Annotated in this window: 18 protein-coding genes; 7 read left to right on the top strand and 11 right to left on the bottom strand. The window is 68.6% G+C overall.

All coding sequences use genetic code 11. The features are described 5' to 3' along the window. The first annotated feature begins 198 nt into the window (after nucleotides 1-198). Complete coding sequence (gene ygiD / locus OUA97_RS18315; RefSeq protein ID WP_267233472.1) at nucleotides 199-990, top strand: 4,5-DOPA dioxygenase extradiol; 792 nt, start codon at nucleotides 199-201, stop codon at nucleotides 988-990. A 54-nt stretch (nucleotides 991-1,044) separates the two neighbouring features. Here ygiD and ettA read toward each other — a convergent pair whose 3' ends face one another. Further along, nucleotides 1,045-2,712, bottom strand: a complete 1,668-nt coding sequence (gene ettA / locus OUA97_RS18310; protein WP_183774523.1) for an energy-dependent translational throttle protein EttA — start codon at nucleotides 2,710-2,712, stop codon at nucleotides 1,045-1,047. Between the two features lie 375 nt (nucleotides 2,713-3,087). Between ettA and OUA97_RS18305 the strand changes: the two genes are divergently transcribed. Next, complete coding sequence (locus tag OUA97_RS18305) at nucleotides 3,088-3,270, top strand: CsbD family protein (RefSeq protein WP_267233471.1); 183 nt, start codon at nucleotides 3,088-3,090, stop codon at nucleotides 3,268-3,270. A gap of 71 nt (nucleotides 3,271-3,341) precedes the next feature. On the opposite strand, the gene OUA97_RS18300 is transcribed toward OUA97_RS18305, so the two are convergent. Then, complete coding sequence (locus OUA97_RS18300) at nucleotides 3,342-5,510, bottom strand: TonB-dependent receptor domain-containing protein (protein ID WP_267233470.1); 2,169 nt, start codon at nucleotides 5,508-5,510, stop codon at nucleotides 3,342-3,344. A 220-nt stretch (nucleotides 5,511-5,730) separates the two neighbouring features. Between OUA97_RS18300 and OUA97_RS18295 the strand changes: the two genes are divergently transcribed. Both OUA97_RS18295 and OUA97_RS18290 read left to right on the top strand, forming a co-directional pair. Then, the gene (locus OUA97_RS18295; RefSeq protein WP_267233469.1) at nucleotides 5,731-7,542 is read left to right on the top strand and encodes a vWA domain-containing protein; all 1,812 of its coding nucleotides are present in this window, start codon (nucleotides 5,731-5,733) and stop codon (nucleotides 7,540-7,542) included. A gap of 201 nt (nucleotides 7,543-7,743) precedes the next feature. Next, nucleotides 7,744-8,880 (top strand): glycosyltransferase, encoded by a 1,137-nt coding sequence (locus OUA97_RS18290; protein ID WP_267233468.1) that lies wholly within the window; start codon nucleotides 7,744-7,746, stop codon nucleotides 8,878-8,880. A gap of 77 nt (nucleotides 8,881-8,957) precedes the next feature. On the opposite strand, the gene OUA97_RS18285 is transcribed toward OUA97_RS18290, so the two are convergent. Together OUA97_RS18285 and OUA97_RS18280 are read right to left on the bottom strand one after the other, a co-directional pair. Next, nucleotides 8,958-10,187 carry an acyl-CoA dehydrogenase family protein gene (locus OUA97_RS18285; protein WP_267233467.1) on the bottom strand — a complete coding sequence of 410 codons (1,230 nt, stop codon included), beginning with the start codon at nucleotides 10,185-10,187 and terminating at the stop codon, nucleotides 8,958-8,960. Between the two features lie 14 nt (nucleotides 10,188-10,201). Next, nucleotides 10,202-11,323 carry an acyl-CoA dehydrogenase family protein gene (locus OUA97_RS18280; RefSeq protein WP_267233466.1) on the bottom strand — a complete coding sequence of 374 codons (1,122 nt, stop codon included), beginning with the start codon at nucleotides 11,321-11,323 and terminating at the stop codon, nucleotides 10,202-10,204. A gap of 146 nt (nucleotides 11,324-11,469) precedes the next feature. On the opposite strand from OUA97_RS18280, the gene OUA97_RS18275 reads away from it, so the two are divergent. Further along, nucleotides 11,470-12,039, top strand: a complete 570-nt coding sequence (locus tag OUA97_RS18275; RefSeq protein WP_267233465.1) for a hypothetical protein — start codon at nucleotides 11,470-11,472, stop codon at nucleotides 12,037-12,039. Nucleotides 12,040-12,260: 221 nt separating this feature from the next. On the opposite strand, the gene OUA97_RS18270 is transcribed toward OUA97_RS18275, so the two are convergent. Beyond that, on the bottom strand, nucleotides 12,261-12,908 hold the full coding sequence (locus tag OUA97_RS18270) for an OmpW/AlkL family protein (protein ID WP_267233464.1): 648 nt from the start codon (nucleotides 12,906-12,908) through the stop codon (nucleotides 12,261-12,263). Nucleotides 12,909-13,032: 124 nt separating this feature from the next. On the opposite strand from OUA97_RS18270, the gene pepN reads away from it, so the two are divergent. Further along, nucleotides 13,033-15,651 carry an aminopeptidase N gene (gene pepN, locus OUA97_RS18265; RefSeq protein ID WP_267233463.1) on the top strand — a complete coding sequence of 873 codons (2,619 nt, stop codon included), beginning with the start codon at nucleotides 13,033-13,035 and terminating at the stop codon, nucleotides 15,649-15,651. A gap of 136 nt (nucleotides 15,652-15,787) precedes the next feature. Further along, nucleotides 15,788-18,316: an ATP-binding protein gene (locus OUA97_RS18260; protein WP_323690967.1), complete on the top strand. Its 2,529-nt coding sequence runs from the start codon at nucleotides 15,788-15,790 to the stop codon at nucleotides 18,314-18,316. A gap of 42 nt (nucleotides 18,317-18,358) precedes the next feature. Here the strand turns inward: OUA97_RS18260 and OUA97_RS18255 are convergent, their stop codons facing one another. From OUA97_RS18255 to OUA97_RS18230, 6 genes are all read right to left on the bottom strand, one after another. Then, nucleotides 18,359-18,841, bottom strand: a complete 483-nt coding sequence (locus OUA97_RS18255) for a periplasmic heavy metal sensor (RefSeq protein ID WP_267233462.1) — start codon at nucleotides 18,839-18,841, stop codon at nucleotides 18,359-18,361. Continuing rightward, complete coding sequence (locus tag OUA97_RS18250; RefSeq protein ID WP_267233461.1) at nucleotides 18,842-19,267, bottom strand: hypothetical protein; 426 nt, start codon at nucleotides 19,265-19,267, stop codon at nucleotides 18,842-18,844. A 4-nt stretch (nucleotides 19,268-19,271) separates the two neighbouring features. Continuing rightward, a complete protein-coding gene (locus OUA97_RS18245; RefSeq protein WP_267233460.1) occupies nucleotides 19,272-19,814 on the bottom strand; it encodes an RNA polymerase sigma factor in 543 nt (180 codons plus the stop codon). 100 nt (nucleotides 19,815-19,914) lie between these two features. Beyond that, entirely contained in the window at nucleotides 19,915-22,836 is a 2,922-nt protein-coding gene (locus tag OUA97_RS18240; protein WP_267233459.1) for a bifunctional [glutamine synthetase] adenylyltransferase/[glutamine synthetase]-adenylyl-L-tyrosine phosphorylase, read from the bottom strand. A 54-nt stretch (nucleotides 22,837-22,890) separates the two neighbouring features. Continuing rightward, nucleotides 22,891-24,303 carry a sensor histidine kinase gene (locus OUA97_RS18235; RefSeq protein ID WP_267233458.1) on the bottom strand — a complete coding sequence of 471 codons (1,413 nt, stop codon included), beginning with the start codon at nucleotides 24,301-24,303 and terminating at the stop codon, nucleotides 22,891-22,893. Nucleotides 24,304-24,318: 15 nt separating this feature from the next. After that, the gene (locus OUA97_RS18230; protein ID WP_267233457.1) at nucleotides 24,319-24,990 is read right to left on the bottom strand and encodes a response regulator transcription factor; all 672 of its coding nucleotides are present in this window, start codon (nucleotides 24,988-24,990) and stop codon (nucleotides 24,319-24,321) included. Between the last annotated feature and the right edge of the window lie 11 nt (nucleotides 24,991-25,001).

The raw sequence follows: 25,001 nt of genomic DNA, 5'->3' as shown, positions 1-25,001 counted from the left end.
CGGCGCCATGGCGGTGATCGGCGCCCTGGGCGGCGGGGCGCTGGGCGCGGCCATCGGGGCCCGGGGCGCCTTGCTGGTCGCCGCGCTCGGTTTCGCCCTCTTGCCGCTGATCGGGACGCTGTCGCCGCTGCGCGATTTGCGCGAGATTGCCGCGGTCGATTGACGAGCGACCAAGCTGCACCGATCTAGAAGGGCGTCATGAGCGAACGCGTCCCCCATATGCCGGCGATCTTCGTCGGTCACGGCAGCCCGATGAACGCCCTCGGCGGCGACTATGCGCAGACCTGGCGCGACCTCGGCGACAGCCTGCCGCGGCCCAAGGCGATCCTCTGCGTCTCGGCCCACTGGTACGTCGAGGAGACCGCGATCACGGCGATGAGCCAGCCGCGCACGATCCACGACTTCTACGGCTTCCCCAAGCCGCTCTACGACATCCAATACCCGGCGCCGGGCGACGCCTGGCTGGTCGAGCGGGTCAGCGACCTGCTGGCGCCGGTTCCGGTGCGGCATGACCACGACTGGGGCCTCGATCACGGGACATGGTCGGTGCTGATGCACATGTTCCCGCAGGCCGACATTCCGGTGCTGCAGCTCTCCATCGACCTGCGCCAACCGCCGCAGTTCCACTACGACCTGGGGCGCAGGCTGGCGGAACTGCGCGACGAGGGCGTGCTGATCGTCGGATCCGGCGACTGGGTGCACAACCTGCGCCTGGCGATCCGCGCCCAGAGCGCCGAGCCGCTCGACTGGGCCGACCGCTTCAACGAAACGGTCAAGGAGCTGATCGCCGCCCATGATCACGGCCCGCTGATCGACTGGATGAGGCTGGGCCAGGACGCCCGCCTGTCGATCCCGACCGACGAGCACTACCTGCCGCTGCTTTATGTGCTGGGCGCGCAGGGCCAGGACGACGCGGTGAGGTTCTTCAACGACGCCATCGACCTGGGTGCAATCAGCATGACCGGCGTGGTGGTGGGCCGCGCCGCCTAGGAACGAAAACGGCCGGCGTCTCCGCCGGCCCGATCGCTTGGTTGAAGCTCTCGTCTAGCGCGTGAACTTCTGGAACTTGATCCGGTGCGGGATCAGGCTGTCGGCGCCCAGGCGGCGCTTCTTGTCCTCTTCGTAGGCTTCGAAGTTGCCCTCGAACCACTCGACGTGGCTGTCGCCCTCGAAGGCCAGGATATGCGTGGCCAGGCGGTCCAGGAACCAGCGGTCGTGGGAGATGACCACGGCGCAGCCGGCGAATTCCTCCAGCGCCTCTTCGAGGTTCTGCAGGGTTTCGATGTCCAGGTCGTTGGTCGGTTCGTCGAGCAGGATGACGTTGCCGCCGGTGGTCAGGGTCTTGGCCAGGTGGACGCGGTTGCGCTCACCGCCCGACAGCAGGCCGACCTTCTTCTGCTGGTCGCCGCCCTTGAAGTTGAACGAGCCCACATAGGAGCGCGTGTTGATCTCGCGCTTGCCGACCGTGAGGATGTCCAGGCCCTGGGAGACCTCCTGCCAGATGGTCTTGTTGGGATCGAGGGCGTCGCGGCTCTGGTCCACATAAGAGAGCTTCACAGTCTCGCCGAGGCGGAACGTGCCGCTGTCGGGCTGCTCCTGGCCGGTGATGATCCGGAACAGGGTCGACTTGCCGGCCCCGTTCGGGCCGATGACGCCGACGATGCCGTTCGGCGGCAGGCTGAACGAGAGATTCTCGAACAGCACCTTGTCGCCGTAGGCCTTCGACAGGTTGTTGGCCTCGATGACCACGTTGCCCAGGCGCGGGCCCGGCGGGATCTGGATGGTCGAGAAGGTCTGCGCCTGACGCGAGTTCTCCTGTTCGCGCACCATGTCCTCATAGGCGGCCAGGCGGGCCTTGGACTTGGCCTGGCGGGCCTTGGCGCCCGAGCGGACCCATTCCAGTTCGCGGGTCATGGCGCGCTGGCGAGCCTCGGACTCCGACTGCTCCTGGACGATCCGCTTGGTCTTGGCCTCCAGCCAGCTGGAGTAGTTGCCCTCGTGCGGGTGGCCCTTGCCGCGATCGAGCTCCAGGGTCCACTTGGTGACCTGGTCCAGGAAGTAGCGGTCGTGGGTGACCAGGATCACGCAGCCCGGGAAGGCTTCCAGGTGGTGCTGCAGCCAAGCCACGGACTCGGCGTCCAGGTGGTTGGTCGGTTCGTCGAGCAGCAGCATGTCTGGCTTGGAGAGCAGCAGTCGGGCCAGCGCCACGCGACGCTTCTCACCGCCCGACAGCTTGTCCACCGGCCAGTCGTTCGGCGGGCAGCGCAGGGCGTCCATGGCCATCTCGACGCGGCTGTCGATGTCCCACAGGTCGCCGGCGTCGATCTTCTCCTGGAGGGCGGTCATCTCCTCCATCAGCTCGTCGGAATAGTCCTCGCCGAGCTTGGCGGCGATCTCGTTGTAGCGGTCGAAGATCTTCTTTTCTTCGCACCAGGCGATGACGTTGCCCCAGACGTTCAGCTGTTCGTCGAGGTGCGGCTCCTGCTGCAGGTAGCCCATCTTCACGCCGTCGGCGGCCTTGGCCTCGCCGTTAAACTCCTTGTCGATCCCGGCCATGATCTTCAGCAGGGTCGACTTGCCCGAGCCGTTGACCCCGACCACGCCGATCTTGGCGTCGGAGTAGAACGACAGCCAGATGTTCTCGAACACCTTCTTGCCGCCGGGATAGGCCTTGGTCAGGCCCTGCATCTGGAAAATATACTGCTGCGCCATGAGGCGTCCGCGCTCGCTCTGCCGAAAAGATCAGGGAATTCGACGAGGGAGATACCCGCCGCGGGCGCAAGGTGCAACGTGCGGGACTCTCGGGCCCCATCGTACCCGCAGAAAAACGCCGCCCGCCACGAGCAGGAACAGAGGCGGGCGGCGGCGCCTCGACTATTTCGCGACCAGTTGTTCTTCGGCCCGGCTCCGGTCGGCCAGGCGATTGCAGGCGGCGACGTTGCGCGGCGGATGCTGGAGGATTCAAGCGCCCGCAAAGGGGCGCGGGCGGCGTTCGGGGCGCTGCTGGATCGCCTCGGCCACGGCTGAACCAAGGAACGATCGCCGCCGCGCCGCGTACTCCTTCGCACCAGTTGTGAGGAGTACGTAATGCACAAGGATCAGATCAAAGGCGCCGCCAAGGAAGCGGCTGGCTCCATCAAGCAGGCCGCCGGCAAGGCGACAGGCAACCGCCGCCTCGAAGCCGAGGGCGGCCTTGAGAAGACCGAAGGCAAGATTCAGAAGGGCGTCGGCGACATCAAGGACGCCGCGCGCGACGCGCTCAAGCACTAGCCGCGCCCCAGCATGAAAGAAGGCCGCGCCCAGCAGGCGCGGCCTTTTTCGTGTCCGCTCGACGCCCCGGGCTAGAAGTCCACCTTCACCGACAGCCACAAGCGACGCGGCTCCTGGTTGTTGGTGTACTCGGCGCCGTAGGCGACCGGCGAGCCGTACGGCAGCAGGCGCACGAAGTCCTTGTCGAACAGGTTGTAGATCGTCGCGTTGACCGTCACGCGTTCAGTCACCTGGAACGAGCCGCCGACATGGAACAGGCTGTAGGCCTTGAAGTCGCCCAGCGCCGCGCGCGCCGGCGCATCGCTGCGGAACCGCTCGCTGCGGTACTCGCCGCGCAGCCAGGCCGTCAGCCGGTCGGTGGCGTTCCAGCGCAGGTCGGCGTTGGCCATGTGCTCGGGGGTATCGGTCAGCTTCTGGCCGGCCGACGCGCCGCTTTTCTGCTCGCTGTCGGTGTAGGTGTAGTTGGCGCTGAGGGTCCAAGCCTTGAGGAAGCGGGCGCGCATCGCCATTTCGACGCCGCGGGTCACGGCCTCGTCGATATTCACGCTCTGACCGAAGGTCGCATAGCCGGGGAAGAAGCCGACATCGACACAGCCGGCCGGACGCCCGGCGCCGGAATTGTACTGGGCCTGGGTCAGGCCGGCGCTGCAGTTGGCGACGGGCACGCCGGTGGCGATCTTGTCCTTGAACTGGTTGTCGAAGACCGTGAGGTTCGCCGAGAAGCCTTCGAGGCTGTCGTAATAGACGCCGATCTCGCTGCTGGTGCTGGTCTCGGGCGTCAGGGTCGGGGTGCCCAGCAGCGGCAGGCGGCCCTGGGCGCCGAAGCCGTTGATGCCGCTGGCCAGTTGCTCCAGCCGCGGGGTCTTGAAGCCCTGGCTGACCCCGCCTTTCAGCGTCCAGTGCGGATTGGGGTTCCAGACCAGATAGGCGCGCGGGCTGAAATGTCCGCCGAACTTGCTGTGGTCGTCGTGCCGAGCCCCGAGGGTCAGGGCGAGCGTCTCGGTGAAGCGCCACTCGTCCTCGGCGTAGATCGCCCACTGCTGGTGTTCGAAGGCGCCTGGCGCCACGCCGTCGACCATCTCGGCGTCCCAGTACTGGCCGCCGACCGTGAAGGTGTGGTCGCGCCATTGCGAATAGAACTTGGTGTCGAAGATGGTGTTGGTCGACTCCAGCGTCCGCGGTCCGCCGGCGCCCTTCACGCCGTTGGGAATGATCCGGCCCTTGGTCTCGGTGACCCCGCGCGAAAGATTGCTTTCCAGCACGCCGAACGGCAGGCGCCAATTGTGAGCCAGGGCGTACTGCTCGCGATTGAACTCCAGGGCGTCGGCGTAGCCGCCCGCCGTGGTGTTGGTGCCCATCTGTCCCCTGGAGTTGTCGTACCACTGGGTTCCGACATCGGCGTCCAGCCAGAAGTCCATGTCGTCGATCGGCGTCCAACTCAGCCGCGCGCCATAACCGCGGACCTCGCTCTTGGTGGGGCTGCGGCCGAAACCGGCCACCAGCGTCGGCTGGCCGTTGACGTTCTCGAAGGTCAGGGTCGAGGCCTCGCGATCGACGAACGAGCCGCGCAGGGTCAGGCCGAGCAGTCCTGGGACCAGCGGTCCGCTGGCATAGAGGTTGCCGCCGTAGATATTCCCGAATTCATCGTCGCCTTGGAGGGTGCCGTCCAGTGTGACCGAGCCGCCCCAGTTTTCCCCGACCTTGCGGGTGATGATGTTCACGACGCCGCCCATCGCGTCCGAGCCGTACAGCGTCGAGACCGGCCCGCGAACCACCTCGATCCGCTCGATGGCGCTGACCGGCGGCAGGAAGCTGGTCGAGGTCTCGCCAAAGCCGTTCGGCGTGACGCTGCCGGCGGTGTTCTGGCGGCGGCCGTCGATCAGGATCAGCGTGTAGTCGCTGCCCATCCCGCGGATGTTGATGTTGAGCCCGCCGGTCTTGCCGACGGAACCACCGACGTCGACCCCCTCCACGGTCGAGAGCACCTCGGCCAGGTTGGTGGCCCGCATCTGCTGCAGTTCGGTGCGGGAGATCACGGTCACGCTCGCCGGCGCCTCGACGATCTTCTGCTCGAAGCCGGCGGCCGTGACGACGACGCCTTCGACGTCATTGACGTCGCTGGCCGCGCTGTCGGCGCTGACCGCTCGAACTGCTGGGGGCCTGCGGCGATCCTCGGCCTCGACCTCTGCGAAGGCGGCGCCGCCGGAAAAGGCGAGGCAAACGCCCGCGCTGGTCCTCATCAGGGCACGGGTAATCGGCGCGAACAAAGCTATCCCCTACACTCAAGCTACATGCGATTAGGTCGCACTAACATGCTTGAGCTCAGATGCAATCGCTTATGAGACCTATTCTCAATTACGTGACTTGGTTGTGATGCCTCGCCCAGGTCGCGATGGCGCCGACATTTCGCCGCAGGCCGCGCGCCAAGCTGCGCCATGGATCCCAGCCGAGAGGTTCGCCATGTCCGTGCGTAAGATGTTGCATAGCGCCTCCGTCACCAGCCTGGCGGCGCTGACGACGCTCGCCGCCGTCCCGACCGCGCCCCAGGCGCGGCCCGCGATCCGCGATGGCGTTCCGACCCCAGCCGCCTGCGAGGCGCTGGGCTTCCCCGCCCAGCCGGCCGGATATGGCGGCGCGCTGCCGCGCCAGGCCTACCGCGCGGCGCCGATGCCGGCCCCGCCGCCCATGTCCTCGCCCCGATCGGTCGAGGAACTGCGGATCCCGCCGCTGCCCGTTCCACCGGTGCAGAAGCGCGCAGACCAAGCCGAAGCCCCGATGGCCATGCCGCCCGCGCCGCCGCGCCCGGCGGTTGTCCTGCCGGGACCGTCGTTGCACCCATCGATGGACACCGAGCGTTATCCCGGCGTCCAGGCCAATCCGATCAAGCGCGTGGCCGAGGAGCCCGTCTCCACCTTCTCGGTCGACGTCGACACCGCTTCCTACGCCAATGTCCGACGCTTCCTGAACAACGGCGCACGACCGCCGAGCGACGCCGTCCGCGTGGAGGAGTTGGTCAACTACTTCGACTACGGCTACGCCCTACCCGCCGACCGGGCAGCGCCGTTCCGCCCCTATGTCGCCGTCACGCCCTCGCCCTGGGCGAAAGACCGCCAGATCGTGCACATCGGGCTGCAGGGCTACGATCTGCCGCGCGCTTCCGAGCCACCACTGAACCTGGTCTTCCTGGTCGACACGTCCGGCTCGATGTGGAGCGAGGATCGGCTGCCGCTGGCGATCAAGTCGTTGAACTTGCTGGTGGACCAGTTGCGCCCTCAAGACCGTGTGGCCATCGTCGCCTATGCCGGGTCGGCCGGCGCGGTGCTCGCCCCCACGGACGGACGGAGCAAGTTGAAGGTTCGTTGCGCGCTCGGCGCCTTGCGCGCCGGAGGCTCCACCGCCGGCGGCGAGGGGCTGAAACTCGCCTACGACCTGGCCAAGCAGAACTTCGATCCGAAGGCGGTCAACCGGGTGATCCTGATGACCGACGGCGACTTCAACGTCGGGGTCGCCGATCCCGCCAAGCTCAAGGACCTGGTCGCCGCCAAGCGCAAGGAAGGGACCTATCTGTCGGTCTACGGCTTCGGCCGCGGCAACTATAACGACGCGATGATGCAGACCCTGGCCCAAAACGGCAACGGGACCGCGGCCTACATCGACACCCTGAACGAGGCGCGCAAGCTGCTGCGGGACGACTTCGCCAGCTCGCTGTTCCCCATCGCCGACGACGTGAAGGTGCAGGTCGAGTTCAATCCGGCGACCGTCAGCGAATATCGGCTGATCGGCTACGAAACCCGGATGCTGCAGCGAGAGGATTTCAACAACGACCAGGTGGACGCAGGAGAGGTCGGGTCGCGCGCCTCGGTCACCGCCCTCTACGAGATCACCCCGGCCGGCGCCCGCGGCTCGAGCGATCGCCTTCGCTACGGCCCGGCCGAGCCGGCCGCCGCCCCCGCCGGCGCGCGGGAGCTTGCATACCTGAAGATCCGCTACAAGCTGCCCGGCGGCGCGACCTCGAAGCTGATCGAACGTCCGATCGGGGCGCGCGACGTCTATCCGACCGTGCAGGCCGCGCCGGAAGCGACCCGCTGGGCCCTGGCCGTCGCCGCCTTCGGCCAGATGCTCAAGGCCGACCCGCGCGTCGACGCCGGCTATGGCTGGAACGACGTGGCGGCGCTGGCGCAGGGCGCCCGCGGCGACGACCCCTTCGGCGTCCGCGCCGAGTTCGTGCAGCTGGTCCGCGCCGCGGGAGAGGCTGAGCCGCGAGCGGACTAACCTGCCAACGGCCGGCCCCGGAGCGCGCCAGCCGGCGGCCCCGGCCAATTCCTCCCGATCAGAAACCAAACCCTCGCCCGTTCGTTAGCCCTCAGTCCAACAAGAGGGAGGCGGCGAGTGTTCGACGTCACCGACTCGCGCTCTAAGAATCTGATACGACTCGACCCGACAGAAGCTCCGCATTTTGGTGCACCGGGTCGCATGGGTTTCCACCTGATCGACACCACCATGATGTACGCGCCGCGTTCCGGCGGCGTGAAGCGATACCTGCATCAGAAGCGCGACTGGCTGGCCAAGCGTCGTCCCGATATCAGCCACACCATGGTCGTACCCGGCCCGACGACTGGCCTGGCCGCCCATGGGATCGTCAGCGTCGCCGCCGCCCGGCTGCCGTTCGGCGACGGCTACCGGATGCCCGCCTCGACCACGAAGTGGGAAACTGTAATCCGGATGCTGGAGCCCGACATCATCGAGGCCGGCGACATGTTCGTGCCCGGCCACGCAGCGCTCGACGCCGGCGAGGCGCTCGGCGTGCCGGTGGTCGGTTTCTGCCATACCGACGCCGCGGCCCTGGCCGCCCTGCACTTCGGGGAGTGGGCCGAGGCGCCGGCCATGAAGCACTGGGCCGCCATCTTCCAGCGCTTCGACCGGGTGGTCGCCCCGAGCCGACACATCGCCCAACGCCTCTCGGAGGCCGGGGTCGAGAAGGTCAGCGTGCAGATGCTGGGAGTCGACACCGAGCTGTTCCACCCCAGTCGGGCAGACGGCGAGCGGCTGAAGCGCCGCCTCGGCTTGCCGGTAGACGCGCGGCTGCTGGTGTTCGCTGGACGCCCCGCGCGCGAGAAGAACATCGAGAGCCTGATCTGCGCGGTCGAGCGCCTGGGCGCGCCTTACTACCTGCTGCTGGTCGGGGCGGCCAAGGACGCCCACTATTCGCCGCGGGTGATCCCGATGGGCTACGAACGCGATCCGGCGAAGCTGGCCGGGATCATCGCCAGCTGCGACGCCCTGGTGCACGCCAACGAGAACGAGCCCTTCGGCCTGGTCGTGCTGGAGGCCTTGGCCGCCGGACTGCCTGTGGTCGGCCCCTCGCGCGGCGGCATTTCCGAGCTGATCGACGAGCGTGTCGGACAGCGCGCCGCCAGCGTCGATCCGGCCGGAATGGCCGAGGCGATCGAGGCGCTGTTCGCCCGCGACCTGGAGCAAGTGAAGCGCGCCGCCCGGCGCCGCGCCGAACAGCGCCATCGCTGGGACAACACCTTCGAGGGTCTCACGCGGCTCTACGGGGAGCTGGTCGCCCAGCGCAGCGCGGCCGAGATCGTGCCCTTGCGGGCCTGATCGCCGGAAAAAGAAAGGCTCCCCTCGCGGGGAGCCTTCAAGGCCGGAACGCCTCCCAACTCATCGGCGTCCAGATTTCAGCGGCCGGTCGGCATGTCCTTGAACGCCACGTCCTTGTCGACGCGGATGTCGCCCGGCAGGCCGAGCACGCGCTCGGCGATGATGTTGCGCAGGATTTCGTCGGTGCCGCCCGCGATCCGCAGGCCGGGCGCGAACATCAGCGACCAGTGGAAGGCCGCGCTCAGCGGTGCGAGGGCTTCGTCATTGATGATCCCGTACTGGTCGAGCATCTCGACCGCGGTGTTGGCTAGTTCCTGCATCTGGACGGCCGAGATGATCTTGCCGATCGAGCTCTCGGGGCCTGGGGTCTGACCACGGGACAGGGCCGTCATGGTGCGGTTGCGGGTATGCTTCAGCCCTTCGGCCTGGACGTACCAGTCGGCCAGTTTCTCGCGCACGGCCTGATCCTGCAGCGCCGAGGCGCCGTCGAGACCGGGGGTCTTGCGGGCGGTCTCCATGAACTGGCTCCAGCCAGCGCCGGTCGCGCCGCCGACGGCCAGGCGCTCGTTCATCAGGGTGACCAGGCTGACCTTCCAGCCGTCGCCCTCCGCGCCCAGCCGCTGGCTGTCCTTGACCCGGACATTGGTGAAGAACACCTCGTTGAAGCCCGACCCGCCCGACATCTGGTGGATCGGCTTGACCTCGACCCCCGGATCCTTGAGGTCGAGCCAGAACATGGTCAGGCCCTTGTGCTTCGGCACATCCGGGTTTGTTCGAACGATTACAATGCCATAGTCGGAGAACTGGGCGCCCGTCGTCCACACCTTCTGGCCGTTGATCACCCAGTCGCCGGAGCCGTCGTCGACCCGTTCGGCCTTGGTGCGCGAGGCCGCGACGTCCGAGCCGCCGGACGGCTCTGAGAACAGCTGGCTCCAGATTTCCTCACCGCGCAGAGCAGGGCCGACGAACCGCTTCTTGGTCTCCTCGTCGGCGAAGGTCATCACCGTCGGCAGGCACATGCCCAGGCCGATCTGGAACGGGTTGCCGGGGATCGGGTGCTTGGCCTCTTCCTGGTTGAAGATCACCTGCTGGACCGGCGTGCCGCCCTGCCCGCCCCATTCCTTGGGCCAGGTGATGCAGGCGTAGCCGGCCGCGGCCTTCTTGGCCTGCCAGGCCTTGGAGGCGGCCATACCGTCGCCGGCCTCGGGATCGGTCGAGCCTTCCTGCTTCTTCGGGGCGTTGGCGTCGAGCCATTCGCGGACTTGCTTGCGATAGGCGGCTTCTTCGGGAGTGTCGTTGAAATCCATGGTCCTGCTCTCCCTTAGGCGGCTTCGACGTTGCGGCGTTCGAGGTGGCTGACGAGACGCTCCTTCCAGACACGGGGCGCGCCAGCCACGAGCGAGAGCTGGCGCGAGCGCCGATAGTGCAGATGGCAGTCCATCTCCCAGGTGAAGCCGATGCCGCCGTGGGTCTGGATGTTCTCCTTGGAACCGAACCAGTAGGCCTCACTGGCCGCGATCCGCGCGGCGCTGGCGGCGACCGGCAGCTCCGGCGCGTTCGTGTTCAGGGCCCAGGCGCCGTAGTAGGCGTTCGAACGTGAGAGCTCGTTCTTGACGTACATGTCGGCGAGCTTGTGCTTGATCGCCTGATACGAAGCGATGACGCGGCCGAAGGCGTAGCGCTCCATCGCGTATTCCTTGGCCATCTCCAGGCAGCGGTCGGCGCCGCCGGTCTGTTCGAAGGCGAGCAGCACGGCGGCGCGATCAAAGACCTGCTCGAGCAGCTCGAAGCCCTCGCCAGCGTTTCCGACACGGCGGACGGGCGTGTCCTTGAAGGTCAGCTTGGCGGCGTCGCGGGTCGGATCCAGTGTCTTGACCGCCTCCCGCGCGACGGATGCGTCGGTCAGGTCGGCCAAGTAGAGGCCCGCCTTGCCGTTTTCCTTGGCCAGCACCAGCGCGACATTGGCGATATCGCCGTCGGTTACCGGGATCTTCACGCCGCTGAGCTTGCCGTCGCTGACCGTGGACTGGAGGCTCGAGGCGTTGAGGACGCCGGGCCCCTCGGATGTGGCGATCGCCCCGATGATCTCGCCGGCGGCGATCTTCGGCAGCAGGTAGGCCTTCTGCTCGTCGTTACCGGCCAGCATGATCGCCTCGGCGAGGAAGTATACCGTCGACGCGAAAGGGATCGGCGCTACGGCGCGCCCCAGCTCCTCGGCGATGACGCAGAGCTCGAGGTGGCCAAGACCGAGGCCGCCGTGCGCCTCCGGAATGGCGGCGCCGAGCCAGCCCTGCGCGGCGACCGCCTTCCAGAGATCGGCGTCATAGGCCTGGGCGTCATCGTCGAGCACCTTGCGCACCCGAGAGGTGGGGCAGTTGGCGTCGAGGAACTTGCGCGCCTCGTTCTTCAGGAACTTCTGGTCGTCCGAAAAGTCGAAATTCATTTCCGCCCATTCCGCCGTCTGTGTGGCCGGTTGATGCTTGCTTGGCGGCCACCATACGCACCGTGCGCGCCTTGAAAAGATTGACCTCGCGTCAAGAAATTCAGGGTTTTATGGCCCGTTGAACAAGGGCTCCGGAAGGCGCGCGCATGGCCAAGGCGATCTACCAGCGTAACCAGAAGGTCTGGGTCGAGAGCGTCGGCGTCTGGGCGATGATCGAGAAGATCGTGCCGGTCTGGGCCAAGGGCTTCGACGAGCCGGTGCGGGTCACCTACGACGTCGGTCTGGGCCGGGAGTTCCAGGCCCACGAATTGAGGCCAGAGCAGGAGAGCGGCGCCGAAGCCCTGGGGACAGGCGCCCCGTCCTGGCGGCTGATGCGCGCCCGCAACAAGTGGCAGACCGAAGAGGACGCCGCCCACCATCCCTATCCGGGCACCTATCCGGTGGTGGTGACCGACGCGGCCGACTGGGGCGGTTGGCGGGTGCCTGGGGCCGAATACGACCGCGACCCGCACAAGATCGAATTCCAGGCGCGGCTGATCGCACGCGCGCCGCATCTGTTGGCGCTGGCCCTCGAGGTGGTGCGGTTGGTCGACGAGAGCGCCGGCGACGCGCCGCCCGAGCTGCAGCGCATCGCCGAAGAGATCGCCAAACTGGACCGGCACTTCCGGGAAGCGCCGACGGCGAGCCCTGCTCCCGCCAGAGCGGCCGTGGCCTGAGCGCAAATCCTCGGGGACAGGCAGCGCGCCGGGACGACGGACTCTGATGGTCGGGAGGCGCCGCTTCCCGGCCCCTTCCGCAAACCAGCAACCGGCCTAGCCTCAGCAAGTCCGCGCGTTGCTAGTTCGCCATCAGTATCACCGCCAGCCCGCGCGCCCCTCAATAGTGCAAATGCCCTATGCCCCGCTGAAAGGCGGCCGCGGCGCGCGTCGTCAGGCGGCTAGAACTTGTAGCCGAACCCCGCCGAGACGACCCACGGGTCGAGCTTCACCTTGCTTTTGAGCGCCCCGCCGTTGATCGAGGCGTCGGTCTCGAAGAACACCTTCTTGACGTCGAGGTTGGCGCTCCACGGCCCTTGCAGGGCCACATCCACGCCAGCCTGCAGGGCGTAGCCGAAGCCGTCGTCGATATCGACCTTGAAGCCGTTCTCATCTTCGCCGCCGTAGAAGATCATGTAGTTGATCCCAGCGCCGACATAGGGGCTGACTTTGGCCTGCGGCGCGAAGTGATACTGCAGCGACACCACCGGGGGCAGCACCCAGGTCTCATGCACCTTGACGTCCGTGCCCGGGCCGACCGCCTTGACCTCGTGCTGGGTCGTCCCGGCGATGGCTTCAATGGCCAGGTTGTCGGTGAGGAAATAGGTCAGCCCCAGCGTCGGCATCACGTCGTCGCCGACCTTGGCCTTCAGGCCGCTGTCGACGCCGCCAGCGGTCAGGATCGGATCCTCCGCATCGGTCAGCACACCGCTGATCCGAGCGTTCAGCATCAGCAGCCCCTTTTCTTTCGGCCGGAAATCCTGGGCGGCGGCAGGCGCGGCGATGGCGAGGGCGGCGCCCAGGGCCAGGGCGAAACGAACGGTCGTCATAAATATCCCCATATTTCTTGTGGCTATTGCCAATGGAGACATCCCGCCGATCCGGCAGCTGCGCCTTGACCGACCTCAAATCGGCGTACTGGCGAACGGCGCGGCGCGTGGCTAAATGCGGCTTATGCGCACAGAAACGCCCCAGGCGATCCGGCTCGCCGACTACACCCCGCCCGCATTCCTCATCGACGAGGTGCGCCTCGACTTCGACCTGGCGCCGAACACCACGCGAGTGAAGGCCCGCCTGAGCATCCGGCGCAACGGCGAGCACGCAGGTCCGCTGGTGCTGAACGGCGAGCGGCTGAAGCCGATCTCGGTGGCGGTGGACGGCCGGGTCCTGGCCGAGGACGAACGCGCCATCGACGCCGAGTTCCTGACCGTGCCGAACGTGCCCGACGCCTTCATGCTGGAGACCGAGGTCGAGATCGATCCGGAGAACAACAAGGCCCTCGAAGGCCTCTACATGTCCGGCGGCCGCTTCTGCACCCAGTGCGAGGCCGAGGGCTTCCGCAAGATCACCTGGTATCCGGACCGGCCCGACGTGCTGTCGCGCTTCACCGTGCGCATCGAGGCCGACAAGGCGTTCCGCCACCTGCTGTCGAACGGCAACCTGCTGGAGGCCGGCGACCTGCCGGGCGGACGCCACTTCGCGGTCTGGAACGACCCCTTCCCCAAGCCCGCCTATCTGTTCGCCCTGGTCGGCGGCGAGCTCGACGTGCTGGAAGACAAGCTGGTCACCATGTCCGGCCGCACCGTCGACCTGCGCATCTTCGTAGACACCGGCATGGCGCCGCGCGCCGCCTACGCCATGGACGCGCTCAAACGCTCGATGAAGTGGGACGAGGAGGCCTTCGGCCGCGAATACGACCTCGATCTGTTCATGATCGTCGCGGTCCGCGACTTCAACTTCGGGGCCATGGAGAACAAGGGGTTGAACATCTTCAACTCCTCGCTGCTCCTGGCCGATCCGGCGACCGCCACCGACCTCGACTATGAGCGCATCGAGAGCGTGGTCGCCCACGAGTACTTCCACAATTGGACAGGCGATCGGATCACCTGCCGCGACTGGTTCCAGCTGTGCCTGAAGGAAGGCCTGACCGTCTTCCGCGACCAGAGCTTCTCGGCCGACATGCGCGGCCACGCCGTTCAGCGGATCAAGGACGTCAAGGCGTTGCGCGCGCGCCAGTTCCCCGAGGATCAGGGCCCCTTGGCCCACCCGGTGCGCCCGTCGAGCTACATGAAGATCGACAACTTCTACACTGCGACGATCTACGAGAAGGGCGCCGAGGTCATCCGGATGCTCAAGACCCTGATCGGGGCCGAGGCGTTCCGGCAGGGCATGGACCTCTACTTCGAGCGCTGGGACGGTCACGCCACCACGGTCGAGGAGTTCATCCGCTGCTTCGGCGAGACCAGCGGCCAGGACCTGACCGACTTCTTCGCCTGGTACGAACAGGCCGGCACCCCGAAGGTGTCGTTGGCGCACCGTTACGACCCGGACGCCCGGACGCTGACGCTTGAGCTTTCGCAGACCACGCCGCCCACCCCCGGACAGCCGGACAAGCGGCCCGTGCCGGTGCCGGTGATCGTCGGCCTGCTCGACGCCGAAGGCCGCACCCTGGCCTTTGAACGCGACGGACAAGCGGTGGACGAGACGCTGGTCGTCCTCGACGGCGCCGCCAAGACCGTCATCCTGACCGGCGTCGACGCCGCGCCCGTGGTCTCGGCCCTGCGCGGGTTCTCCTCGCCGGTGACCCTGCGGACCGACGCCCGCCCGACCGACCGCTATGTGCAGCTGGCCGGCGATCCGGACCTGTTCAATCGCTGGGAGTCCGGCCAGGAACTGGCCCGCGCCCTAATCATCGCCCGCGCCCAAGGCGCCCCTGACGAGGTCGGCGAGGAGCGCTTCGCCGAGGCCCTCGGCCGCGCCCTAGCCGACCAGGCTTCAGACCCAGCGTTCAAGGCCCTGCTGCTGTCGCTGCCGAGCGAGTCAGACCTGGCCCTGGCGCTCCAGCCGGCCGACCCGGCGGCCATCCACACGGCGCGCGAGGCCCTGCGCACCCGGCTGGCCCTGCACCTCACCGACGACCTGAAGCGGCTGCATATCGGCCTGCAGGAACTGGGCGAGTTCTCGCCCGACGCGGTAAGCGCCGGGCGGCGGGCGTTGCGCAACGCGGCACTGGATCTGATGGCCGCCAATCCTCGCGCCGAGATCGGCGAGCTGGCCGACGGCCACTATCGCGCGGCGGCCAATATGACCGACGCGATTGGCGGCCTCTCGGCCTTGATGCTGGTGGGCGGCGAGCTCTACGAGAGCGCCCTCGCCGACTTCTTCGACCGCTGGAAATCCGAGCCGCTGGTCATCGACAAGTGGTTCGCCCTGCAGGCCCGTGACCCGGACGAATCCGCGCTCGGCCGCGTCATGGGCCTGACAGCGCACCCGGCCTTCGACCAGAAGAACCCGAACCGCCTGCGGGCCCTGGTCTCGACCTTCGCCAACTTCAACCCGGCCCGGTTCCATGATCCGAGCGGCGCCGGCTACAGGTTCCTGGCCGACCAGATCCTCGCCGTCGACGGCTTCAACCCCATGACCGCTGCACGCCTGGTCGAACCGCTGGGCGGCTGGCGGCGCTACAAGCCCGAACTCGGCGCGTTGATGAAGGCGCAACTGGCGCGCATCGCCACCACCGAGGGGTTGTCGAAGAACGTCTATGAGCTCGCGAGCAAGGCCCTGGCCGACTAGCGACGGGGTGCGAGCCACGCGGCTCGGATCGGCGTGCGAAAGCCGGAAGGTCAAGCTAGACGGCCCGTGACGCGACCTGCCCGCTTGCGTAGACTCATCGTTAAGGTGAATCGGCGCGCAGGGGAGCAGCTGGGCTTTGGCGAATCGCGGGGGCAAGGACACGGCCAGGGCTCGGCCCGGCCACCGCGCGCCTGCGCCGGGATCGAGGCCGCTCGCCCACCAGGGCTTCGTGCGCGTCGTCATCCTGTCGACCCTGCTGCTGTTGGCCGTCTACACGGCGGTGGCGGTGGTGCGGATCAGCCGCGAGCCCCAGGCCCAGACGCTGGAGAACGCCGCGCTGCCCGGCCGCGCCGAGGCGCTGGCAGGGCGCGTCGAAACCGAGGGAGCGGCCCTGCGGGGTGGCCTGCTGGCCGCGCGCGAAACCCTGCAGCGCAAGGCAGACCCGCCCCTGGACGCCGCTGAAACCGGCCTGGCCGCAGCGGCCGGCGCCGCTTCCGCCGTCGCCATCCTCGACGACCAGGGAGTGATCGCGCTGGCCGGCAAGGCGTCAGGCGTCGATTGGCGCGCGCTATCGAGTGAAATCGAGCGCGGAGGCGATGCGATCTGGTTCGGCAGGTCGGCCCAGGCCTCGCCCGCCCTGGCCGCCTCGATTGCGGCCATGACACCCAAGGGCCGGCGCCGAATCGTCGCGATCGGCGCCCCGGCGAGGTTGGGCGCGGCCCTGGCGCCCGATCAGGCGCTGGCCACGGCCGATGGGCGCATCATCGCCGCCCTGGGCGCGGGCGGATTGTCGCAGGCCCCCGACGTCCGACGTGGCTTCAACGTCTCGGCCGCCGACCTCAGCCGGACCGGCGGCCCGCTGAAGGGCGCCAAGCCCGACGGCGCCCCGATCAACATCGTCGCCCGGCCGGCGATGGGCGGCGCGCTGCTGACGGTCGCCGCCACGCCGTCCAGCTTGCAGGAAGGCGTCTCGGCGAGCCGCGAAATCGCGTGGCTGACCGCGCCGCTGGTGGTGGCCTTCGCACTCGGCCTGCTGCTGCTGAACCAGAGCCGTCGCATCGAAAGCGCACAGCAGGCCTTCATCGACTCCGAACAGCGTTTCCGCCTCGCGGTGGAGGCAGCCCGCTGCGGGATCTGGGAATGGGACCTGACCACGGACCAGATGTTCATGTCCGACGTGACGGGCGCGATCCTCGGCTGGGGCGGCGGCGGAGTGGTGTCGGGCCAAGAAGTGCTGGACCGCGTGTCGCCCGACCATCGCGAGCGGGTGCGTCAGGCGCTGTCCACCGCGGCCATGTACGGCGGTTTCGACGTCTCGTTCCGGGTGCCCTCCTTGCAGGGTGGCCGTCCGATCTGGATCGACGCGCGAGGCCAGGCCTTCGGCCGGCCGGGTCATGACGGCTATTCACGGATTATCGGCGTGGCCCTCGACGTCACCGAGGAGCGGATGGCCCAGGCCCGCGCCCAAGCCGCCGAGGGCCGCTTGCGCGACGCCATCGAGAGCGTCTCCGAGGCGTTCGTGCTCTGGGACCGCAATGGGCGGCTGCTGCTCTGCAACCAGAATTTCCGGAGCGTTTTCTCGCTGGAGCCGCGCCTGCTGAAGCCGGGCGCCCTGCGCGACGATGTGAGCCGCTTCGCCCAGCTGGCGATCCAGCAGGAGGGGCCGAGTCCCGACGGCCGCACGGGCGTGCGTGAAGCCCAGTTGGCCGACGGCCGCTGGATCCAGATCTCGGAACGCCGGACGGCCGAAGGCGGCCTGGTGATGACCGCGGCCGACATCACCGCGATCAAGACCCAGGAGGCGGCCCGCCGCCAGAACGAGGAGCAGCTGCAGCGCGCGGTCGAGAACCTGGAGCGCAGCCAGGAGCAGCTCTCCGAGCTGGCGCGCAAGTACGAGATGGAGAAGGTTCGCGCCGAAGGGGCGAACAAGGCCAAGAGCGAGTTCTTGGCCAATATGAGCCACGAGCTGCGCACGCCGCTGAACGCCATCAACGGCTTCTCCGAGATCATGGTCGGCGAGATGTTCGGCGCCCTCGGCGACCCCCGCTACAAGGGCTACGCGCAGGACATCCTGTCATCGGGCCAGCACCTCCTGGCGCTGATCAACGACATCCTCGACATGTCGAAGATCGAGGCTGGCAAGATGAGCCTGAAGCTTGAGCCGCTGGCGCTCGAGGAGGTGGCTGAGGACGCTGCCCGGCTGGTGCGCAACCGCGCCGAGGCCGCCGGCCTGACGCTGACCATCGACTTCCCTCACCTGCCCGAGGTTGAGGCCGACTATCGCGCGGTCAAGCAGGTGCTGCTGAACCTCTTGTCCAACGCCATCAAGTTCACCCCCCGCGGCGGCCGCATCACCGTGCGCGCCGAAGGCCGGCGTGACCCGACCGGCGAGAGCATCCGCGTCAGCGTTCAGGACACCGGCATCGGCATCGCCCAGGACGACCTGGCCCGTCTGGCCCGCCCCTTCGAGCAGGTCGAAAGCCAACACTCCAAGACCACTCAGGGCACGGGCCTCGGCCTGGCGCTGACCAAGTCGCTGGTCGAGATGCACGGCGGCATGCTCGACATGCAGAGCGCCCCGGGCGAGGGCACTTTGGTGTCGTTCACCATTCCGCTGCATCAGAGCGGGGCGGCCCGGCCCGTCGGCGGTTTCGCGGCCGCCTAGGGCGAAGTCCGATCTGGCGGCGCCGGATCGGCGGAAGGTACTCTAGCGCGGCGGCCCCTCCATAGGCGGCCGCGGTCCGCGGGGCCGTTCCGTCAGGCCCCGCGCCAGGACCTTGCGATCCTCGGGCGAGAGCCCGGCCGCGAAGTCGATCATGTCGTCTTCGATCTGGCCGCGGGCGTCGGCTTCCTGGGCTCGGATGGCCGCGAGCCTGCGTTTGGCGGCGGCCGGATCGAACGGCTCCTGTCCGATCGAGCGCCAGGCCTCCATGCGGGCCGCGCGGGCCGCGCGCATCGCCTCGCGCACTTCCGGACTCTGGTCGCGCAGGGCGCTGCGATAGGCCTGCGCGCGATCGGGCGGCAGGCCGTCGCCGGCCCGCCACAGTGGCGGATTCCGACTTTGGGCCATGTGTGGACGCTCAGCCCGCACCTTCTGGCCGACGACCAGGCCGCCGGCCACAGCGCCAACCAGAAAGAGATTCACCGCCAGCGAGGCGAAGAGCGCGATCATCAAGGTCTTGCGGCTCATCTATGCCCCCTCCAGGGTCACCAGGCCCGACAGGTCGTCATAGTTGCTGAGCGCGGCGCTGACCGTGTCGTCCGAAGCCGTCGCCGCGGTGAGATCGGACAGCATTACGCCGACTACAAGGCCGGCGGCGCAGGCCGCGGCCAAGCCGGCCCCGACCCCGGCCCGCAGGAACCAGGCGTTCAGCCCCCAGCGACGTCGGGGCGTCGGCGCCGAGGCGACGACCGCCTCGCGCAAGGTCGTGGTGACTGCCAACGGCGCCCATAGGTCGAGGGCGGCGTCCAGCTCGCCGGCGTCGCCAAGCACGATCCGCGCGAACTCCGGCTCGGCGGCCATCAGCAGCGCGGCGGCGTCACGCTCGGCGGCCGGCCAGCGGGCGATGTCGCCGCCATAAGCCTGCGCCAATATCTCGAAACGTTCGTGGGTCATCCGATCAACCTCCCACCATATCCGCCAACGCCGCGCGCAAGGCGCGTCTCCCCCGCCCCAAAAGACTCTCCAGGGCCTCGACACTGACGCCCATCAAGGCCGCCGCCTCGATGTTCGAGAGCTCCTGGTAGTGACACAGCGCGATGGCCTCACGCTGCCTGTCGGGCAGGCGCTGCATGGCCGCCGCGACCCGGTCGCCGACATCCTTGGCCTCCAGGCCACGGTCCGGGGCCGGCCCTTCGTCGGCCTGCTCCGGCGGGCTGTCGGTGACCACTTCGCGCCGACGGCGGAGCCGGTCGTAGCAGAGGTTCAAAGTCACCCGGTGCAGCCAGGTGTCGAACCGCGCGCCGCCCGGCCGCCAAGTGGGCGCCTGCTTCCATGCCCGCACGAAGGTCTCCTGGGCCACGTCCTCGGCCTCGGCGGGATCGCCCAGCATCCGCCCCGCCAGGGCGAGCAACCGCGGCAGCTTGCGGGAGACGAGCGCGCGCACCGCCGCCGGGTCGCCCTCGCCCACGCGCGTCAGCAGCTCCTCGTCCGGATCGCTCAAACGTCACCTCGCCTGCGAGGGATAGGAGCCTGTAATGTTGTTCAATCGCCGTCACGGCCTCTGTTCTGGCGCAGGGCGTCCTTTACGCCCTGTCGCCTGTTCAACGCGACGTGCGGCCCGATCCGTCGCTCGGGGCCCCGACAATCGTCTCGTAGGCGCTCCGCGCGCCTTTCCGCGAGCTCTCCAGCTTGGTGCGGAGCGCTCGGAAGTCGCGCACGTCCCCGGCTCGGGCCAGCAGCGTGCGAAACGCCTTCGGTTCGTCCGTCGGATCGGCGTTGTCGCCCAGCGCGACCTTCAGCAGCTGCGTCAAGTTCTGCTGCAGGGCCCACGCCTTACGCAGGGCGGCGAGCGCGTCGGCCGGAGCGAGCCCGTCGAAGGCGGCCAGCGCCTCGGCGGTGTTCTGGCGCAGAGGACCGCCGTCGGCGGCGTGCGCCAATTGCAGGTATTGGGCCGCGAACTCGATATCGACCAGACCGCCCGGCGAAAGCTTCAGGTCCCATTCGCCCTTCGGCGGACGCTCGCGCTCCAGCAGCGCGCGCATGTCGCCGACGTCGGCCGCGGTCCGGGCCCGGTCGCGCGGGCGGCGCAGGGCGGATTCGACCGCGCCCGCAGCCGCCTCGGCGAACTGCGGCGAGCTGGCCCAGACCACGCGGGCCCGGGTCAGGGCCAGCAGCTCCCAGGTCTCGGCCTCACGCTCGTAGTAGTCCTCGAAAGCCGTGAAGCTGACCGCCACCGGCCCCTTGGTGCCGGAGGGACGTAGCTGCATGTCGACTTCGTAGAGCTCGCCCTCGCCGGTCGGGGTCGAGAGCGCGGCGATCAGGCGCTGGGTGAAACGGCCATAGAAGACGTCGGCGCTCCACTCCTTGATCGACGAGGTCGCACCCGGCTCGGCCGCCCGATAGAGGGTCATCAGGTCCAGGTCCGAACCGGCGCTCATCTCACGCGATCCGCATTTGCCGAGCGCGATGACCGCGACCTCGCCTGGAAAGCTCCCCCCAAGCCGCTCGGCCTCGGCCAGCGCCGCGGGCGCCAGGGCCTCCATGCAGATGTCGGCGAGGTCGGCGAACGCACGGCCTGCGAGCTCGGCGCTGGCGGCTCCGCTCATCACCTGCACCCCGACGCGGAACGCCTGTTCGCGATGGATACGACGCACCGCGTCCATCACCTCCTCGAACCCATCGGCGCGGCTGACCGCATGGGCCATCACGCTGCGGTCCTCCTCGCTATCGATGCTGGCGAAGAAGGCCCCGTCGAGCAGGGCGTCGAGCGCCGCCGGGCGGCGCGCAAGGGTGCTGGCCAGCCGCGGCGCGAAGGCCATGACCTGGACCATCAGCTCAAACAGCTTCGGCTGAGCCAGGAACAACGACTGCAGTTGCACCCCGGACGACAGTTTGGAGAAAAACGCCTCGAAGCGGGTGAAGGCCGCATCCGGCGCGCCGCTGGCCTGTGCTGCATCAAGCAGCCGGGGCGCCAGCCGGGTGAAGAGCTCACGCCCGCGCGCCGTGCGGGTCGCCTGGATATGGCCGTGGTGCCAGCTGCGGATGGTCTGCGAGATCGTGGCCGGATGCGAGAACCCCATCCGCGACAGCGTCGCCAGGGTCTCCGGGTCGTCCTCAACGCCGGTGAAGATCAGGCTGCCGAACCGCGAGGAGAGCTGTTCCTCGTCGGGGAATAGCTCTCCATAGCGCCCGTTGACGGTCTTCAGGGTGCGCTCGATGGCGGCGTCGAAGCTGCGCACGCGGTCGAAACCCGAGAGCGCGGCCACCCGCTTGCGCTCGCCGTCAGATTCCGAGAGCCGGTGGGTCTGCTCGTCAGCCAGCATCTGGACCCGGTGTTCGGCGCTGCGGAGCTGGCGATAGGCGTCGGCCAGCTCGTCGGCGGCCTGGACCGAGACATGGCCGGCGGCCTCCAGCGCGCGCAGCGCATCGAGCGTGCGCGGCGAGCGCAGCTCGGGGTGGCGCCCCCCTAGGATCAGCTGCTGTGTCTGGACGTAGAACTCGATCTCGCGGATGCCGCCGCGGCCGAGTTTGAGGTCGACCCCCTTGGCGGTCAGGCGCTCGTCGACCTTATGGACGTGGATCTGCCGCTTGATCGAATGGATATCGGCGATGGCCGCGAAGTCGAGGTTCTTGCGCCAGATGAAGGGCGCCAGCTCGTCGAGGAACGCCTGGCCGCGGCCGATGTCGCCTGCCGCCGCCCGGGCCTTGATGAAGGCCGCCCGTTCCCAGTTCTGGCCGACGCTCTCATAATAATCGAAGGCCGCCGGGGCTGGCACGGCGGGCGGCGTCGACGACGGGTCGGGCCGCAGGCGCAGATCGACGCGGAACACGTACCCGTCGGCGGTCTTGTCCTGCATCATGTCGGCCAGCCGATGGGTGAGGCGGACCGCGAAGGCCTGGGTCTCGATCCCGTCGGCCAGCGGCAGCACCTCAGGCTCGTAGAAGACCGAGATGTCGATATCGCTGGAGTAGTTGAGTTCGTAGGCGCCGTGCTTGCCCATGGCGATGCAGAACCAGCCCGGGACCGGTCCCTCCTCGCCCTCGCCCAGGCGGACCAGTCGGCCGGCTTCGAGCTCCCCCCGCGCCGCCACGGTCAGCGCCGAGGCCAGCGCCGCATCGGCGAAACGGGTCAGCGAACCCGTCACCTGATCGAGGTTCCAGACCCCGCCGAGGTCGGCCAGGGCGATGAGCAGGTGCGCTTCGGCCTTCAGCTTGCGCAACCCGGCCTTGGCGGCGTCCCAATCGGCCTGGGCCAGCGCCGCCGTCCGCTCCAGAAGGTTCTCGAACCGCGTCTCCGGCTCGCTGTCGAGCAGATCGCGCAACCGGCCAGGGTCGCGGCGCACCAGGCTGGTCAGGTAGGGCGAGGCGCCGAACACCGGCGCCAAGGCCGGCCAGGCGCGTTCCAGCTGCGTGGTCCAGCTGTCGCGAGCCGCGGCCTCTTCCAGCACATTACGGGCGCGCTCGGCGGCCTTCTCGTCGGCGATCGGACCGCAGGGGCGGATGGCGTCTATCAATCGAGTCATCGGGGAACGACATTAGCCGGGCGACGCCGCCACGCCACCCACAGCGAATGCCGATCAGGCCGCCCGCGGCAGGATCAGCGCCACCCGCAGGCCCGGTCCCATCTCACCGACCTTGCCCGGCCCCTCCGATAGCTCGAGCCGACCGCCATGCGCCTCGGCGACGGCGGCGACCAGCGAGAGGCCGAGCCCGGAACCCGGCTCGCTGCGGCTGTTCTCCAGGCGCACGAAGCGCTCGACCACGCGGGCGCGGTCCTCGTCGGGCACCCCCGGTCCGGTGTCTGTGACCGAGAACTCGATCTCGCCGGACGAGCGACGGCGTACGCGCAGCATGATCGCCCCGCCGGCCGGCGTGTACTTCACCGCGTTGTCCAGCAGGTTGGCCAGCGCCTGGGCCAGGAACTCGCGATTGCCGCGAACCTGGAGGTTCCTGGCGAACTCGGCCCCGAACTCCAGGCCCTTGTCCTCGCAGGTCGGCTCGTAGAGTTCGGCCAGGTCGGCGGCCAGCTCGGCCGGATCGAACAGGTTCTGGTCGGGCGCCTGGCCGGCAGCCTGCAGCCGGGCGATGGCCAGCACGGCGCCGAAGGTTTTCAGAACACCGTCAGTGTCGTCGAGCGCCTGGGCCAGGGCCTCCTCGGCGTCGCCCTTGCCGGCCTCGACATCGAGATAGGCGGTCTCCAGTCGCGCCCGCAGCCGGGTGAGCGGCGAGCGCAGGTCATGGGCGATGGCGTCGCCGGCGTGACGGTGACCGGCCATCGATCGCTGCAGGCGGTCGAGCATCTCGTTGATGCCTTCGGACAGCTCGTCAAACTCGTCGCGGGCGCCGCGCACCGTGGCGCGGGCGTCGAAGTCGCCGTTGCGGACCGCCGCCACGACGTCGTTCAAGGCGCCCATGCTGCGCGAGACGTTGCGGCTGACCAGCAGGCCGCCGGCCAGGCCGAGCACGATGACCAGCGCTCCGGCGCCCCAGAGCGCGCGGGTGATCTTCACGACGTAGGCTTGGTCTTCGCTGATGTCGGCGCCGACGAACAGGATCTCGCCGCCGCTCAGCCGCTCCTGGATGCCCCGGGCCGGGTGCTTCACGAGCCGGCCCTGCGCGTCCTCATCGGTGACCGAGAAACTGGCGCGGGTGGAGACCCCGACCGCCGCGCCAGCGTCCTCGATCGGCGACTCGGCGATCGAGCCGGAGATCCGCGCGCCGTCCGGCTTCATCAGCAGATAGAGGAAAGGCCGCTCGCTGGCCGCCCGCTCGATCAGCGACTGGTTCACCGCATCGACGCCGGCCCGGTCGTAGGCCGCCACCAGCGAGCGCATCTCGCGCGTGATGTTCTGGTCGGTGCGCCGCGTCGCCTCGCCCGCGGTCGCCAGGTAGATGTAGGCCAGGAACGCGCTGGCCGCCGCTGCGAACAGCGCCAGGAACAGCAGCGTCAGCCGGAACGGCGTGGTCCGAAAGAGCCTCGGCAGGCGCATGGCGCGCGCCCGACCTTAGGGATCGAGGCGGTAGCCCGCCCCGCGGACGGTCTGCAGCATCGCTCGGTCGAAGCCCTTGTCGATCTTCGAGCGCAGCCGCGAGACGTGCACGTCGATGACATTGGTCTGCGGGTCGAAATGATACTCCCAGACCTTCTCCAGCAGCATGGTGCGCGTCACCGACTGGCCGGCGTGGCGCATCATGAACTCCAGCAGCTGGAACTCACGCGGCTGCAGGTCGATCTCCTTGCCCTGGCGATGCACCGTGCGGGCGATCAGGTCCATCTCCAGTTCGCCGACCCGCAGCAGGGTCTGAACCGAGCCGGTCTCGCGCCGCCGCGACAGCGCCTCGACCCGGGCGATCAGCTCGACGAAGGCATAGGGCTTGACCAGATAGTCGTCGCCGCCGGCCTTGAGGCCCTCGACGCGGTCGTTGATCTCGCCCAGCGCCGACAGGAACAGCACCGGGGTCTGGTCGCCCTCGCGCCGCAACGTCTGGACCATCGAGACGCCGTCCATCCGCGGCATCATGCGGTCGACGATCATGACGTCGAACTCGCCGGCCTGGGCGGCGGAGAGGCCCGCCTCCCCGTCGCTGGCCCGAACGCACTCGTGGCCGGCCTCGGTGAGGCCGCGGTCCATGACCTCGGCCGCCTCGAGATCGTCTTCGACAATCAGAATCCGCATCGGTTCAGGCC

This window comes from Phenylobacterium sp. 58.2.17, assembly GCF_026411515.1.
Taxonomy (GTDB): domain Bacteria; phylum Pseudomonadota; class Alphaproteobacteria; order Caulobacterales; family Caulobacteraceae; genus Phenylobacterium.
This window is presented reverse-complemented; position numbering and strand designations above follow the sequence as displayed.